At 67.9% G+C, this 14722-nt stretch carries 11 protein-coding genes and 1 tRNA gene; 2 read left to right on the forward strand and 10 right to left on the reverse strand.

What is annotated here, in order from left to right:
* Nucleotides 1–14: 14 nt before the first annotated feature.
* From FB468_RS06910 to FB468_RS06945, 8 genes are all read right to left on the reverse strand, one after another.
* The gene (locus tag FB468_RS06910) at nucleotides 15–1433 is read right to left on the reverse strand and encodes an MFS transporter (RefSeq protein WP_141886690.1); all 1419 of its coding nucleotides are present in this window, start codon (nucleotides 1431–1433) and stop codon (nucleotides 15–17) included.
* Nucleotides 1434–1541: 108 nt separating this feature from the next.
* Complete coding sequence (locus FB468_RS06915; protein WP_141886691.1) at nucleotides 1542–2087, reverse strand: GNAT family N-acetyltransferase; 546 nt, start codon at nucleotides 2085–2087, stop codon at nucleotides 1542–1544.
* Between the two features lie 227 nt (nucleotides 2088–2314).
* On the reverse strand, nucleotides 2315–3388 hold the full coding sequence (prfA, locus tag FB468_RS06920) for a peptide chain release factor 1 (protein ID WP_141886692.1): 1074 nt from the start codon (nucleotides 3386–3388) through the stop codon (nucleotides 2315–2317).
* 11 nt (nucleotides 3389–3399) lie between these two features.
* Complete coding sequence (locus FB468_RS06925; RefSeq protein ID WP_141886693.1) at nucleotides 3400–5310, reverse strand: hypothetical protein; 1911 nt, start codon at nucleotides 5308–5310, stop codon at nucleotides 3400–3402.
* A gap of 124 nt (nucleotides 5311–5434) precedes the next feature.
* A complete protein-coding gene (thrB, locus tag FB468_RS06930) occupies nucleotides 5435–6391 on the reverse strand; it encodes a homoserine kinase (protein ID WP_141886694.1) in 957 nt (318 codons plus the stop codon).
* Nucleotides 6388–7713 (reverse strand): homoserine dehydrogenase, encoded by a 1326-nt coding sequence (locus tag FB468_RS06935; RefSeq protein ID WP_425460807.1) that lies wholly within the window; start codon nucleotides 7711–7713, stop codon nucleotides 6388–6390. Before FB468_RS06935 ends, thrB begins: the two co-directional genes overlap by 4 nt.
* Nucleotides 7714–7736: 23 nt before the next feature.
* Nucleotides 7737–9140 (reverse strand): diaminopimelate decarboxylase, encoded by a 1404-nt coding sequence (gene lysA / locus FB468_RS06940; protein WP_141886695.1) that lies wholly within the window; start codon nucleotides 9138–9140, stop codon nucleotides 7737–7739.
* A 174-nt stretch (nucleotides 9141–9314) separates the two neighbouring features.
* Nucleotides 9315–10835, reverse strand: a complete 1521-nt coding sequence (locus FB468_RS06945; protein ID WP_141886696.1) for a serine hydrolase domain-containing protein — start codon at nucleotides 10833–10835, stop codon at nucleotides 9315–9317.
* A 219-nt stretch (nucleotides 10836–11054) separates the two neighbouring features.
* On the opposite strand from FB468_RS06945, the gene FB468_RS06950 reads away from it, so the two are divergent.
* Nucleotides 11055–11801, forward strand: coding sequence for a DUF981 domain-containing protein (locus tag FB468_RS06950; protein ID WP_246055790.1), 747 nt, complete (start codon nucleotides 11055–11057; stop codon nucleotides 11799–11801).
* A gap of 33 nt (nucleotides 11802–11834) precedes the next feature.
* Here FB468_RS06950 and FB468_RS06955 read toward each other — a convergent pair whose 3' ends face one another.
* Together FB468_RS06955 and argS are read right to left on the reverse strand one after the other, a co-directional pair.
* Nucleotides 11835–12581 (reverse strand): LmeA family phospholipid-binding protein, encoded by a 747-nt coding sequence (locus tag FB468_RS06955; protein WP_141886697.1) that lies wholly within the window; start codon nucleotides 12579–12581, stop codon nucleotides 11835–11837.
* Between the two features lie 3 nt (nucleotides 12582–12584).
* The gene (gene argS, locus FB468_RS06960; protein WP_141886698.1) at nucleotides 12585–14264 is read right to left on the reverse strand and encodes an arginine--tRNA ligase; all 1680 of its coding nucleotides are present in this window, start codon (nucleotides 14262–14264) and stop codon (nucleotides 12585–12587) included.
* A 92-nt stretch (nucleotides 14265–14356) separates the two neighbouring features.
* Here argS and FB468_RS06965 point away from each other — a divergent pair.
* A tRNA-Arg gene (locus FB468_RS06965) sits at nucleotides 14357–14429 on the forward strand.
* The last annotated feature ends 293 nt before the right edge of the window (nucleotides 14430–14722 follow it).

The following is a 14722-nucleotide window of genomic DNA, read 5'->3' on the forward strand; positions in this document are numbered from 1 at the left end:
GCGCCTCCCAAGGTCTACCGCAACGTACGCCCGTGCCTGTCCATCCAGGCAGTCGTGCGGCGGCGCTCGATGAGGATCATCACGAGCCCCAGCACCCACAGCGGGATCTGCGCGGCGAACGCCACCTTGAACGCCGTCAGCGAGTACGTCTCTGGTGAGCCAGCCCCCTGCAGGTCGAGAATCACACCGATGAGCATGACGAGCACGAGCGCCGCCGTGAACCCGCCCGTGTTCACAAGCCCCGTGCCGAACCCGGCGAACGAGCGCGGGGTGTGCGAGCGCGACACCTCGAAGGCGATCATTGAGGCCGGCCCGCCGAGCGGGAGGATGACGAGCAGCGCGATGATGAGCCACCTCGGCGGCATGCCGGGCCAGAGCAGCACCGCAAGCCAGGTCACCATGATGAGCAGCGTGATGCCGATCACGAGCAGCACGCGCCGCTCAATGAACCGCGAGCTGATGGGGCCCAGCACGAGGCCAGCGACCATCGATGACACGACGGTGAGGCTCAGCAGGCCGCTCGCGGCGGGGGCGCTGAGCCCGAGCCCGCCCGTGAGGAACGGGGTGCCCCACAGCAGCAGGAAGGCCTGAGCGGAGAATGGCGTCACGAAGTGGATCCAGTACGCGAGCCGCACGCCCGGAATCGACAGCAGCCTGCGAACGCGGGCAAGGATCCCTTCGCGCGCGTTTGGCCCCTTCGTCTCTCGCTTTCTGCGCGCGCGGTCCCCTCCGACGACAGGGATCATGTTCGTGGCCGGCGGCGCCATCGTCACGGTCGTGATCGGGGCGGCCGCGAGCGATTCCGAGCTCTTGGTGATCTTGCCGGTGCGGCCGGTGAGGCGCTCGAGCGCGGTGCGGCGGCCGGGTGCGTCGCGCAGCACGACGACCGCGAGCAGGAGCGATAGGAACCCCACCGCCGCGATCCCGAGGAAGCCGGTCGCCCAGCCGAACCTGTCGACCACGAACGCGAGCGGGGCGACCGACACGAGCTGGCCCACCTGGCCGATGAGTCCGGTGATCTGCCCGAGCGTTGACAGCTGGCGAGGCTTGAACCACTCGGGTAGCAGGCGCATCACCGCCGTGAACGTGCAGGCGTCGCCAGCGCCCACGAGCACGCGGGCGAGGATGGCGAACTCGACGTTCACGACCGTCGCCATCACGACCTGGCCGATGACCATGAGCGTTCCGCCCGCGAGGATCAGAACGGTCGAGCCGTACTTGTCGAGTAGGATCCCGACCGGGATCTGGCAGGCCGCGTACACGAGCAGCTGGATCACCGGGAACGCCGCGAGCGTCGACGCGTCGATGCCGAAGTGATCTTGCGTCGCGGGGCCGAGCGCCGAGAGTGACGAGCGGTTGACGATCGCGATCGCGTAGAGCGTGACCGCCACTCCCCACACCACCCAGGGAAGGAGTGATTTTGAGGAGCGCATGCGCTCAATGCTATCCCCCTGGAGGCACCAAGCTCGGGCAGCGTGACGGCGCGTGACGATGTCGGGCGTAGAAAACTATAGCGAGCCCTGCACTTTGCGCTGCAGTGACTAGCGGGGCGGGAGCGGCGGCCCGTCGGGGAAGTCGCTGCGCGTGAGGTCCATGAACAGCGCACCCTCGAGCGCACCACTCGGGCGCACCTGGTAGTCGCGGAGCACGCCGATGCGTTTGAACCCGAGCCGCTCGTAGCTGCGAATCGCGCCATCGTTGTTCTCGTTCGGGTCAAGCGTCACGCGCGAGATTCCGTTCGCGAACTCGTGCTTGATAGCGAGGGCGAGCGCCTCCTCCCCGATCCGCTGCCCGCGGAAGCGCGTGCCGATGAACAGGTGCATGACAGTCGTCGGGTACTCCGGGTCTTCGCCTCGCAGCACGTAGAGGGCGCCAGCGCACTCCCCCGCGACCTCGATGATGCGGGTCGTCTCGGGAGCCTCGATGAACTCGGCCTGCACCCGCTCGCGGGTGTAGCCCACCCACCAGAAGGCGACCTCGGGCTCGAGCAGGATCGCGAAGAGCGGGTCGAGGTCGGCCTGCTGCGGCGCGCGGAGTGACACGAGGGGCCCGACGATGGGGGCTGCGGGGAGAACAGGTTCTGACATGGAGTAAGCGTACTGGGGCGCGGGCCCTGACCGCCACGGTTCCGTCTCTTGAGGCCTCCAGGCTTCCAGTTCCCGCGCCATACATCTGCGATCAACGATTGCTATGCCCTGGTGCCGCGATCTGGGCATAGGGAGCGTCTTTTGCAGGCCGACTGCCGGGCCGGGCGCACGAGAAAGCCCCAGCGGCGACAGGCGCTGTGCCTATCGCCGCTGGGGCGCTTCGCCAGTTACTGGCCGAGGGCTTTGAGCCGCTCCTCCTCATCCATGCGGATGCAGGATTCGATGATCGGCTCCATCGAACCGTTCATCACCTGGTCGAGGTTGTACGCCTTGTACCCCGTGCGGTGATCCGCAATGCGGTTCTCGGGGAAGTTGTACGTGCGGATGCGCTCAGAGCGGTCCATGGTGCGAATCTGGCTCGAGCGGTGCGCGCTCGCCTCAGCGGCAGCCTCCTCCGCGAGCCGGGCGAGCAGCCTGGCACGGAGCACGCGCATGCCGGCCTCACGGTTCTGCAGCTGCGACTTCTCGTTCTGCATCGCGACAACGATGCCGGTCGGGAGGTGCGTGATACGCACGGCGGAGTCGGTCGTGTTCACTGACTGGCCGCCGGGACCGCTCGAACGGTAGACGTCGATCTTAAGATCGTTCTGGCTGATTTCAACCTCTTCGGCCTCGTCGGGCTCGGGGTACACGAGCACGCCCGTCGTCGAGGTGTGGATGCGACCCTGCGACTCGGTGACGGGCACGCGCTGCACGCGGTGCACCCCGCCCTCGTACTTCAGGTGAGCCCACACGCCCTGCGACGGGTCACTCGCGTTGGCCTTGATAGCGACCTGCACGTTCTTGTAGCCTCCGAGATCGCTCTCGTCCTTCTCAAGAATCTCGGTCTTCCAACCCTTGGACTCCGCGTAGTGCATATACATGCGCAGCAAGTCGGCACCGAAGAGCGCCGACTCTGCGCCACCCTCGCCACCCTTGATCTCAAGGATGACGTCGCGGGCGTCGTCGGGGTCGCGCGGGATCAGGAGGCGGCGAACCTTCTCCTGGGCCTCGGCGAGCTGCGTCTCGAGGAGCGGGACCTCCTCGGCGAACGCGTCGTCCTCTTTCGCGAGCTCGCGCGCAGCCTCGAGGTCATCCCCCAGCTGCACCCAGTGCTCGTGAGCCGACTTGATCTTGCTCAGCTCGGCGTAGCGTCGGTTGACGCGCTTCGCGCGCGCCGCGTCGGCGTGCAGCGCCGGGTCTGCAAGTTCGTTCTGCAACTCGGTGTGCTCGTTGATGAGCCCTGAAACCTGTTCAAACACAGTTCGCTCCCTTAGAACGAGAGGGTGTACGACTTCTCCGCGTTGACCTCGGGCGCCCGACGGGTGCCTGAGATCTTCACGAAGCTGTTCACCGCGGGAACGAGTGCGCGGAGCAGATCCTTGTCGGCGTCGACGCCCGTGTGGGTGCGCGCCGTCGCGAGCAGCGTCAGCGAGCCAGCGTTCTCAAGGTTGCGTGCCGCACCGAGCAGGCGCCTTGCGTGCGCCGCAGACAGCGCCTGCGAGGCCTCGGGAGCGGTGCGCGAGCCCTGCTGGCTCTGCTGAGCCGCGTGAGCGAGGTCCGTGAGCGAGTCGAGCAGCACGATGACGTCGTGGCCAAGCTCAACGAGACGGCTCGCGCGGTCGATTGCGAGCTCAACGATCGTCGCCTGATCCTCTGCCGCGCGATCGAACGTCGCAGCGATCACTTCACCGCTGACGGTGCGCTGGAGGTGGGTGACCTCTTCGGGGCGCGCGTTCGTCAGCACGAGGAGCAGGTGCGCCTCGGGTGCGTTCGCGGTAACCGCGCCCGCGAGCTCGGCAAGCACGCGCGCGGCCGGGATCTCAGCCGGAAGCGCGAGAAGTGCACGCTGGCCCAGGCCCATCGGAGCGGCGGCGTCGATCTCGGCGCCGAGCCCCTTCGTGCCCGTGGCGAAGCGAAGCGGGGTCTCAGGGAAGATCGCGGTCATCTCGGCGATGTCTGCGCGCTTCTCGGTCTCTTCGACGGGCTTGCCGTTCACCGAATCGATCTTGACGATCGCGTTGTACTTCTGACGGCCGCCGCTGTCGCCCTCGCGGGGCTGGCGGATCGCGCCAACGATTGCATCGCCGCGACGCAGGCTGTACTTCTTCACCTGGCCGAGCGCGACGTACACGTCGGAGACACCCGGGAGGTAGCCGCTCGTGCGCACGAACGCGTAGTTGTCGAGCACGTCGAGAATGCCTGCGACGGGCAGCAGCACGTCGTCTTCTGCGATCTCAGGCTCGAGGTCGTCGCCGCCGCGGCGCTTCCGGTCCCGCTGACGGGTGCGGCTCGAACGCGAACCGTTCTCCTGCTTGTTGTCGGAGCGGTCGTTCTGGCCCTGCTTGTCGTTCTGGCCTTGCTTGTCAGCCTCAGCCTTCTGAGCGTCGCCCTTGGGTGCATCGCTCTTCGCGCTATCACCCTTCGAACCGTTCTGGTTGCCACCGCGTCCGCGCGACTTCGACTCGTCGGCCGCAGCGGGGGTCTCGCCCTCAGTCTGCTCGGCGTTCTGCGACGAACGGCGGCGCGAGCGGCGTGCGGGCTGGGCCTCGGTCTCCTCGGCAGCGGGCTGCTCAGCAGCGGCCTCAGCGGTCTCGCTCGCCTTCCCGTCTGCGGGAGCAGCGTCAGCCGCGTCCTTCGCGGGAGCCTCCTCGGCCGCGGGAGTCTCGGTCGAGGCCTCGGGTGCCTCGGTTGTCGCCGTCTTGCGCGAACGGGTTGCACGCTTCTTCGGCGCTTCCGCGGGCTGTTCAGCTGCGGCCTCAACAGCTGCGGCCTCAACAGCAGCTTCGGGAGCGGCAGCCTCGGTGGCCGCCTGCGCGGCCTTCGCACGGGAAGCACGGGTCTTCGGTGCTGCCTTCGCGGGTGCTTCCTCGGCGGGAGCCTCGGCAGTCGCCGCAGCGTCTGCGCCCTCGGTGTCAGCCGCTGCGGGCTCAGCCTTCTTGCGAGCGCGGCTTGCGCGCTTCGGCGCGGCCTTCTCTGCGGGAGCTGCGGGCGCCTCAGCCGCCGGAGCCTCAGCCGCGGGGGCCTCGGCGGGAGCGGCAGGGGCCTCTGTCACCGCGACATCGGCGACGACGTCCGCCGCAGCGCCGGCCGCAGCCGACACGCGACGCGAGGCGCGACGGCGAACCGGCGCGGTCTCCGCCGGCTCAGCGGCAGCGTTCTGATCTTCAGTGTGTAGTTCCACGTGTATTCCTTCCGGAACCTATCAAGTTTGAGCACTCAGGCCACAAACATGCACATGAGTGCTGGAAAGCTCGGGGACAAACGCCCGAGCTGGGAATTCGATCCGGGACACAGATTACGAAGTGTCAGCCTCGCGAAGAAAACGCAGAGTCGACCGGGATCTCCTCTACTGTAGCACCCTTGATGTCGACAGCCAGAGTAAGAATTTGCCATTCCGGCGCAATCTCGGCGACGAGGTCAGCCGCGGCAAGCCGCTCCGCGGGCCCATTCGACATTACCAGGATCGACGGCCCCGCCCCCGAAACGACCGCGGCGTGCCCGCGCTCGCGGAGCGCTCCGATGAGGTCGCGGGTCTCGGGCATGGCCGCGCCGCGGTAGTTCTGGTGCAGGCGATCCTCCGTCGCCTCGAGCAGCAGCTCGGGGCTCTGCGTGAGCGCCGCGATGAGCAGCGCCGAGCGCGAAACGTTGAACACCGCATCCTCGTGCGGCACCTGCTTCGGCTGCAGGCTGCGCGCGTGCTCGGTCGACATCGTGAAGGTCGGCACGAGCACGAGCGGCGCGACGCCGCGGTGCACGAGCAGCCGCTTGAAGCGCGGGCCCTGCTCATTCGTCCAGGCGATGGTGAGCCCGCCGAAGAGTGCCGGCGCGACGTTGTCGGGATGGCCCTCAAGCTCGGTCGCGAACGCGAAGATCTGCGCCTCGCTGAGCTCAAGCGGGTTCTCCGGGTCGCTCGCCAGCAGCCCGGCGGCGATCATCACGCCCGAGACGATCGCGGAGCCCGAGGACCCCATGCCCCGGCCGTGCGGGATGCGGTTGCGGGCCTCGATATTCAGGCCCGGCATCTCGCGCCCGAGTCGCTCGAACACGAACGCGGCCGAACGCACGACAAGGTTGCGCTCGTCGGTGTCCACCTCGCCCTCGCCGACACCGATCACGGTGACCGTCGCGCCTGGCTCTGGGCGAGTCGCGACGACCAGCTCGTCACCGTACGCGAGCGCGATCCCGAGCGTGTCGAAGCCCGGCCCGAGGTTCGCGCTCGTTGCCGGCACGTGGACGCGGAACGCGCGCTCCGCCCGGGTCATGCGCGGCCCTCGCGGCGCAGCACGCTCGACACCTCGGCAACCGCCTCGTCGGCGCGGAGCGATTCGACGGTCGCGGCGAGATCCGCCTCGCGCGCGCTGTGCGTTCCGATAATGAGCGTCGCGCGCCCCTCGCTGGAAGTGTTCTGCTCGACGCTCGCGGCCGAGACGCCGTGAGCCGCGAGGATGCCCGCGACGCGCGCGAGCACACCGGGCTCGTCACGAACCTCGAGCATGACCTGGTAGGCGGTGAGCACCTCACCGACGGGCAGCACAGGGAACTCGGCGTGCGTGGATCCTGGGATGCCCGGGCCGCCGACAACGTGGCGGCGCGCGGCCGAGACGAGGTCGCCCAGCACCGCGGACGCGGTCTCGTTGCCGCCCGCGCCGGCGCCGTAGAACATGAGTTCGCCCGCTGCCTCCGCCTCGACGAACACGGCGTTCTTGCCCTCGTGCACGGCGGCCAGCGGGTGCTCGCGCGGGATGAGCGCGGGGTACACGCGCACGGAGACACCGTCGGTGCCGTCAGACGCGGTGAGCCGCTCTGCGACGGCAAGCAGCTTGATGACGAAGCCGGCGTGCCGGGCGGCGGTGATCTGCTCGAGCGTCACGCCCGTGATGCCCTCGCGGTACACCGCGCTCTCGGGCACTTCCGTGTGGAACGCGATGCTTGCAAGGATCGTCGCCTTCTGCGCTGCGTCGAAGCCTTCGACGTCGAGCGTCGGGTCGGCCTCAAGGAAGCCCAGGTCGCTCGCGAGCTTCATCGCGTCCTCGGCGGACTCACCGAAGCGGTCCATCCGATCCAAGATGTAGTTCGTCGAGCCGTTCACGATGCCCATCACACGAGTGATGTGGTCGCCCGCGAGGCTTTCGCGCAGCGGGCGGAGGATCGGGATCGCGGCGGCCACCGACGCCTCGTAGAGCAGCTGCGCACCAACCTGGTCGGCAGCGTCGGAGAGCTCGCGGCCGTGCGCGGCGATGAGCGCCTTGTTCGCGGTGACGACATCCGCGCCGCCGCCAAGGGCGAGGAGGATCAGGGAGCGCGCCGGCTCGATGCCGCCCATGAGCTCGATGACGATGTCGGCGCCCTGCACGAGGCGCTCAGCGTCGGTCGTGAACAGCTCGCGCGGCAGCTCGACATCGCGCTCGGCGTCGAGCGAGCGGACAGCGATGCCATCGAGGGTGAGGTTCGCCCCGATACGTGCGGCGAGCTCATCACCGTTCTCGAGAATCAGTCGCGCCACCTGGGCACCAACCGACCCGCAGCCAAGCAGGGCAACCCGAAGGTCTCGATACGCGTTCAACCGTAGTTCTCCGTTTCTCATGGATGTACGTCTTCAGTGTCGCGCTAGGCGACGATGCTCTGGGCGAGCAGGTCGGCCTCGGTCTGGCCGCGCACAATGACGCGGCCCTCACCGCCGCGCACGGCGACAACGGCTGGCCTCGGAACAAAGTTGTAGTTGCTCGACAGCGACCAGCAGTACGCGCCGGTGACCGCGACCGCGAGCGTGTCGCCCGGCTGCACGTCAGCCGGGAGCTCGTCTCGGTAGACGACGATGTCGCCCGATTCGCAGTGCTTGCCGACGACGCGGACGAGCGCGGGCGCCGCCTCGCTCTGGCGGTTCGCGATGCGCACGTGGTAGTCGGAGCCGTAGAGCGCGGGGCGGGCGTTGTCGCTCATCCCCCCGTCAACGCTGATGTAGAGCCGCTCGGTGTACCCGCGGTCGACGGGGGCGGCCTCACCGGTTCCCGTGAGGTCGACGCGCTTCGTCGTGCCGACGGTGTAGAGCGTCACGCCCGACTGACCGACGACCGCGCGGCCGGGCTCGAACGCGAGGTGCGGGATCGCGATCCCGGCTTCAGTCGACGCCTCGGCGACGATGTCGGCGAGCTGCCTGGCGATGTCGGCGACGTTCGGCGCCTCAGCTGCCTGCTCGGGGGTATACGCGATGCCGAAGCCGCCGCCAAGGTTGAGTTCAGGGATCTGGCGGCCCGCGATCTCCGCAAGCTCGACGTACACGCCGAGCAGTCGGCGCGCAGACTCACGGAAGCCCTCGGTCGCGAAGATCTGCGAGCCGATGTGGCAGTGCAGGCCGACGAAGTCGAGACCCTCGTGCGACACGATCTCGCGCACGAGCGCGGGCGCGTCGGTGAGCGGCATGCCGAACTTCTGGTCTTCGTGGGCGGTCGCCAGGTAGTCGTGTGTCGACGCGTGCACCCCGCTGTTCACGCGGAGGCGCACGCGCTGGCGCTTCCCGGCGGCGGCGGTCGCCGCGGCGATGCGCGCGACCTCAATCTCGCTGTCGATGATGATGGTGCCGACCCCGGCTTCGACCGCGCGCGCGATCTCCGACTCCGACTTGTTGTTGCCGTGGAAGCCAATCTTCGCGGGGTCAACGCCCGCGGCGAGCGCGACCATCAGCTCCCCGCCGCTCGCGACGTCAATCGCGAGGCCCTCCTCGGCCATCCACTGCGCGGTCTGCACGCTCAGGAAGGCCTTGCTCGCGTAGTACACGGTCGCGTCGGTGCCGACACGCTGTGCCTCGCCCCGGAGCGCGTCGCGAATTTCGCGGGCGGTCGCGCGGGTTGCATCCTCGTCAACGACGTAGAGCGGCGAGCCGAACTGCTCGACGAGCTCGGTCGCACGAACGCCGCCAATCTTCAGGACGCCGCACTCACTCCCGCGGCGGGCACCGCGAGGAAAGACACGGTCGTCGATCGCATTGACATCGCGGGTTCGGTGATCGGTCATCGGACGCTCCTCGGCTCTGGGTGGGTGTCGCATGGACGCTCGGACGCTCGGAGAGTTACACTCTTGCAACCCGTGGCGAGCGGACCCGGCTTGGCCCCTGAAGCCGCGCGAACGGAAAACTACTCCGAACGAACCCCTCTATCTTAATAGACGGCGCGTTCCCGAACGCGGATGTTACGAAACCGGCTCCCCCGCGAACTCGACGGCGCCGAGCACCTGCAGCCCCGTCTCGCCCGCGAGGGGCTTCGTTCCGGTCTCGTCGGCGATCGCGACGGTGAGGCTCTGCACGAGCGGGGCGCTCAGCCCGATGAGTCGGATGTCGCAGACGAGCGCGCCGCGCTCGCAGTCGATCCGCCACCTGAGGTGCGCGGCGTCGGAGGCGCCGACGATGCGTTCGCCAAACGACGCGCCTTCGGTGGGGGTGCCAACGGTTTCGAGGAGCTCGGAAACGCGGCGCCTGCGTACCTCATCGGGGACGTCGGCGAAGAAGTTGCTCGAGACCACCTGCTCGGCGCCAGCGAGCGGGTCACCCGCGCGAAGCAGTTCATCGATGAGCGCGCCGGCTTCGAGGGCGAGCGGCCACGGCCTCACCGTGCGCGGTGGGATCGCATGTCCGCGCATCACACCCGCGTACGCTGCCATCGCGAGGGTGTCAGCGCGGAAGGCGTCGGAGTTTCCGAACACGACGACCCCGATGCCGGAGTCGGTGTGCCAGCGCATGTTCGAGGAGAATCCCGGAAGCCCGCCAGAGTGGTCGACGGTCGAGCCAAGGTGCCTGTCGTACGCGGGGAACAGCCCCAGCCCATAGCCGAGGCTGGTGACGTCACGGAAACCGGTCGCGGCGGGAACCGGGATAGGGGTGTGAATCCGCTGCATCTCGAGCCTGCCGCGGGCGGAAAGCAGGTCGGGCCGCAGCGGCGCGTCGGTGTAGGCGGAAGCCAGGAACCACGACCACTTCGCGATGTCATCGACCGTGCTGAAGAGCCCGCCGATGCAGGCGAGCGCGCCCTCGCCGATGAACGGCTCCTCCACGAACGAGGCCCCAGCATCGAACGAGCGGAAGCCGTGTGCGATGTCCGTTCCCTCGTCGTAGTGGTCGGTCGCAAACCGTGTTCCCGAGAGGCCGAGCGGTTCGATGAACCGTGTTCGGATCTCGTCTTCGACGCTGTGCCCGACGGCTGCTTCGACGACGCGTCCGACGAGGGACATACCGAGGTTCGAGTACTGATAGCCGACGCCGGGGGCCGCGGTCAGCTCGATTCCCTCGGTGAAGAGGCCCGCGATGTAGTCGCGGCTCGAGCCGAGCTGGCGGTCAGCCCAGGCGTTGTCCTCTGGCATGCCTGAGCGGTTTGAGAGCAGCTCCCCGACGGTGACCGGGTACTCCGCACCGCGGTACCGGAAGCGCATCCCGGGGAGGTAGTCTGCGACCGGCGCCGCCAGGTCAAGGATTCCCTGCTCGTCGAGCGCGAGCGTCGTGGCCGCAAGGAAGCTCTTCGTCATCGACGCGATCCTGAACACCGTGGCCCGGCTGACTGGCGCGCCGTCGAGCCGCGGCTCCCCCACCCCGTGCCACGCAACGACGCCATTCGGGTCGAAAGCCGCCACCGACACGGCGGGGGCGAGGGTGCCGACATAGTCGGCGACCGCCTGGGCGAGAATGTCGGCGGTTTCGGTGGCGTCGAGCGAGTGAGACATCGGTTTCCTTTGTGCGGCAGTGAACGTGAGACCTCTGCCACCCTATGCCTGCGCCGCCGCGCGCATCGAATCGGCACGAGCTTCGGGGCATCAGACACACCCGAGAAATACATGCAAACGAATACACAACGACTGTAATTGGTTACACCGGGTACACCCCCGCAACTTCAATGGGCGTTCACGGACGCTCCGTTGTTTGTGCACAGAAAGGATTTGATCATGGGAAGCTTCATCGAAGATTTCTTCAAGGGCCGCGACACGGGTCTCGTCATCGACTGGACCCAGATGCCGACCTACAACACCATCATGGCCGTCGCCGCGGGCGCCGGGCTCATCTTCATGTACATGCTCGGTCGCGCGCTCGTGCGCGACCGAGACTTCAAGGCTGAGGGCTGGGCGCTCACCGCTGGCGTGCTCGGCCTGATCCTCACCACGACCGGCCTGCACATGACGCTCGAGTGGCCGTTCGCCATGTACTTCCCGTTCGACAACATCGTCTTCGGCGAGCCGAGCCTCGCGTTCGGCGTGCTGCTCCTCGCCGCGTCGCTCTACCTCTGGAAGCGCGGTGACCAGACCGTCGCCGCAGACGACCGCGCGGCCGAAGCCGCCGCGGTGGCCCGCCCGATGGGCATCTTCGTGCTCGGCATGGGGCTCGCCCTCTTCGGAATAGCGCTCGCCGGGCTCGTCTTCCAGCTGTTTGCGGCCCCCGCGGAAGAGCCGATCTCGGGCATCGTCGCGGACTACCCGATGATCGAGGCGATCTTCATGTCGCTGCTGTTCGCCTTCGTCGGCCTCGGCGCAGCCCTCTTCCCCATCGCGCTTCGCGGCTTCTCGTCGAAGCAGCCCATGTCGGGCGTCGCGAAGCTCGTCGGCGTGACCTGGCTCGTCACCGGCATCATCTTCCTGCTCTTCGGCGCGATGAACTTCTTCACCCACATCGGGCTCATCGTCAACACAATGCAGTAACGCGCTGGGGCGGTGCCTGCGGCCGGCTTCGGGCTAGCCGCAGGTGCCGAGCTCCTGCTGCTGCGGGTTCGCGAGGAAGTCGGGCGCGAGCTCGAACTCGACGCGGGCGCCGCTCGTCGTGATCCGGATGTCGCTCAGCGTCGCCCCGGCCGGGAGCCACTCCCGCACGCAGAGCTGGCGCGCCGACAGCAGCGGGTCGAGCAGGCCGCCCGTCGCCGACGCGAGCTGATCAACCGAGAGGTCGAAACCGACGGCTGACAGGCCGCGCGGCTCCACGAGCACCTCACCATCGACCGCTGTGAGACCGAGCGTCGCCTCGATCGGCACACTGAAACCAAGAGCCTCGAGCTGCCGACCGACGACGAGCTCGCCGCTGCTTGTCTTGCCCGAGTCAACGACGCCGTTCGTGAGCAGGGAGATCATCGGACCGAGGTCAGCGGTCGGCACGTAGACGGCGGCCTTCGCACCCGTCATGTCGCCCTTCGACGGGTCAAACGGCGAGCGCTTCGCAGAAAAGATGAGCGTCGCACGAACGCCGTCGGCGACCGGGGCGTCGGGAATCTCGACGGTGATGTCGCCAACGCCGCCGCCGATGGCGTGCAGCAGAGCCGACCCGCCGAGGTCAACCTCAACCGGGTGGCTGCTCGGGATATCGAGCTGCTCTTGCGCGATGCCGCGAACCACGCCGGGAATCGCGAGCCTCAGCCCCCACTCCCCCAGCCCGGCGAGCACGCCCGCCGTCACCACGAGGGCGACGATCACCTTCAGCGTGCGCGCCATACGCTACAGCCGCTCAGGCGCGGAGACGCCCAGCAGGTCGAGGCCGTTGCGCAGCACCTGGCCAGCCGCGTCGTTGAGCCACAGGCGCGTGCGGTGCACGTCTTCCACCGGCTCCTCGCCAAGCGGGATCACGCGGCAGTTGTCGTACCAGCGGTGGTACACGGCCGCGAGCTCTTCGAGGAACCGGGCGATGCGGTGCGGCTCGCGCAGCTCAGCGGCGCCTGCGACGATGCCCGGGTACTGCTGGAGCTTGCCAAGCAGATCGGTCTCGGTCTCGTGCGTGAGCAGCTCGGGCGCGAACACCTCGCGGGTGATGCCGGCGGCCGCCGCGTTCCGATCCACCGCGCAGGTGCGCGCGTGCGCGTACTGCACGTAGAAGACGGGGTTGTCGTTCGTGCGACTGCGCACCTTCTCACCGTCGAGGGCGAGCGGCGAATCCGCCGGGTAGCGCGCGAGCCAGTAGCGCAGCGCGTCGGCACCAAGCCACTCGAGGAGGTCGTCGAGCTCGATGATGTTGCCGGCGCGCTTCGACAGCCGAGCACCGTTGAGGTTCACCAGCTGGCCGATGAGTACCGTGATGCTCTTCTCAACGTCGTCACCGGCTGCCCCAGCGATTGCGGTGAGGCGGCCGATGTAGCCGTGGTGGTCAGCGCCGAGCAGGTAGATCTTCTCAGTGAAGCCGCGATCCATCTTGTCGAGGTAGTAGGCCGCGTCGGCCGCGAAGTAGGTGTAGATGCCGTTGCCGCGCGTGAACACGCGATCCTTATCATCGCCGAAAGCGGTCGTGCGCACCCAGATCGCGTCGTCCTCTTCAAAGACGTGCCCCTGGTCACGCAGGCGATCCACCGCGAGCTCGATCGGGCTCGGCTCGCCGTTCGCGCCCTTCGCATGCAGCGTGCGCTCCGAGAAGAACACGTCGAAGTGCACGTTGAAGCGTTCGAGCGAGTCCTTGATCTCGGCGAGCTGCAGCTGGTACGCGAGCTCCTGTACCTGCTCGAGCGCCGCGTCGCGGTCGCTCGCGGCAAGCTCCGCGATGTTCGGCAGCTGCTCGCGCACCTTCGCGCCGAGCACCTGGATGTACTCGCCCGGGTACGCGTCTTCCGGGGCATCCTCGTTCAGCACCGCGGCGAGAACCGAGCGGCCGAACTTGTTCATCTGCGCGCCCGCATCGTTGATGTAGTACTCGTTCGTCACCTCAGCGCCCGCGGCGCGAAGCACGCGCGCGGTCGAATCGCCGAGCGCCGCCCAGCGGGTGTGCCCCATGTGCAGCGGACCCGTCGGGTTCGCGCTCACGAACTCGAGGTTGATGCGCTGGCCGGCGAGCGAGTCGTTGCGGCCGTACGCTGCGCCCTGTTCGACGACGCGACGCGCGGTCTCCCCCGCGCTCGCGGCGTCAAGCGTGATGTTCATGAAGCCGGGGCCCGCGATGTCAACCTTCGCGACGCCGTCAATCTTCTCGATCTCAGCGGCGAGCTCTTGCGCGAGCTCGCGCGGGTTCGTGCCGATGCGCTTCGCGAACTTCATCGCGACGTTCGACGCCCAATCACCGTGCTCTCGGCTCTTCGGTCGCTCCAGCTGCGTGTCCTGTTCGGTCACAACAATCTCGGCGGCGTCTCCGCCGCGGGCGGCGAAGTTGGCAGCGAGAATCTGGGCAAGGGCCTGTGCAAGTTCTAGAGGCGTCACGAGGGTCAAGTCTACCGGCAGCTCGGCGCGCCCCGAACCGGTTGCAAAAACGCCGCTGGAGGTGCGCTAGGCTTGGGGAGTTACATCTGCTCGCCTCCGTAGCTCAGGGGATAGAGCGCCGGTTTCCGGTACCGTAGGTCGGGGGTTCGAATCCCTCCGGGGGCACTTGTGACACGGCTTCAGCGCTCAGCGCTCAGCGCTGGGGCCGTTTCTGTTTTGCGGAGATGCTCGGGGCGGCGAGTAGCTGAGCGGGTCACGGCTATGGAAGCGATATCAGACAGTGGCAGCTTCTCAGTCACAACTCGCACAATGACGTTCAGCATCCGGCCCAAGCGTCTCCGCGAACACCGTCTACGAGATCTGGGCAGAGAAGAAGAGCCGCGAGCACTTCGTCGGGTGGGGCTGTCCTCGCAGCCCCACCCTGTCCGTTTGGAGAACGTTTCTCCAACGCGACGTCA

This window comes from Leucobacter komagatae, assembly GCF_006716085.1.
GTDB classification, from domain to species: Bacteria; Actinomycetota; Actinomycetes; order Actinomycetales; family Microbacteriaceae; genus Leucobacter; species Leucobacter komagatae.

Coding starts and splice junctions, on each gene's coding strand:
- FB468_RS06910 (WP_141886690.1), bottom strand. CDS start 1,433: ATGCGCTCCTCAAAATCACTCCTTCCCTGGGTGGTGTGGGGAGTGGCG.
- FB468_RS06945 (WP_141886696.1), bottom strand. CDS start 10,835: ATGTCTCACTCGCTCGACGCCACCGAAACCGCCGACATTCTCGCCCAG.
- FB468_RS06950 (WP_246055790.1), top strand. CDS start 11,055: ATGGGAAGCTTCATCGAAGATTTCTTCAAGGGCCGCGACACGGGTCTC.
- lysA (WP_141886695.1), bottom strand. CDS start 9,140: ATGACCGATCACCGAACCCGCGATGTCAATGCGATCGACGACCGTGTC.
- FB468_RS06955 (WP_141886697.1), bottom strand. CDS start 12,581: ATGGCGCGCACGCTGAAGGTGATCGTCGCCCTCGTGGTGACGGCGGGC.
- thrB (WP_141886694.1), bottom strand. CDS start 6,391: ATGACCCGGGCGGAGCGCGCGTTCCGCGTCCACGTGCCGGCAACGAGC.
- FB468_RS06935 (WP_425460807.1), bottom strand. CDS start 7,713: ATGAGAAACGGAGAACTACGGTTGAACGCGTATCGAGACCTTCGGGTT.
- FB468_RS06915 (WP_141886691.1), bottom strand. CDS start 2,087: ATGTCAGAACCTGTTCTCCCCGCAGCCCCCATCGTCGGGCCCCTCGTG.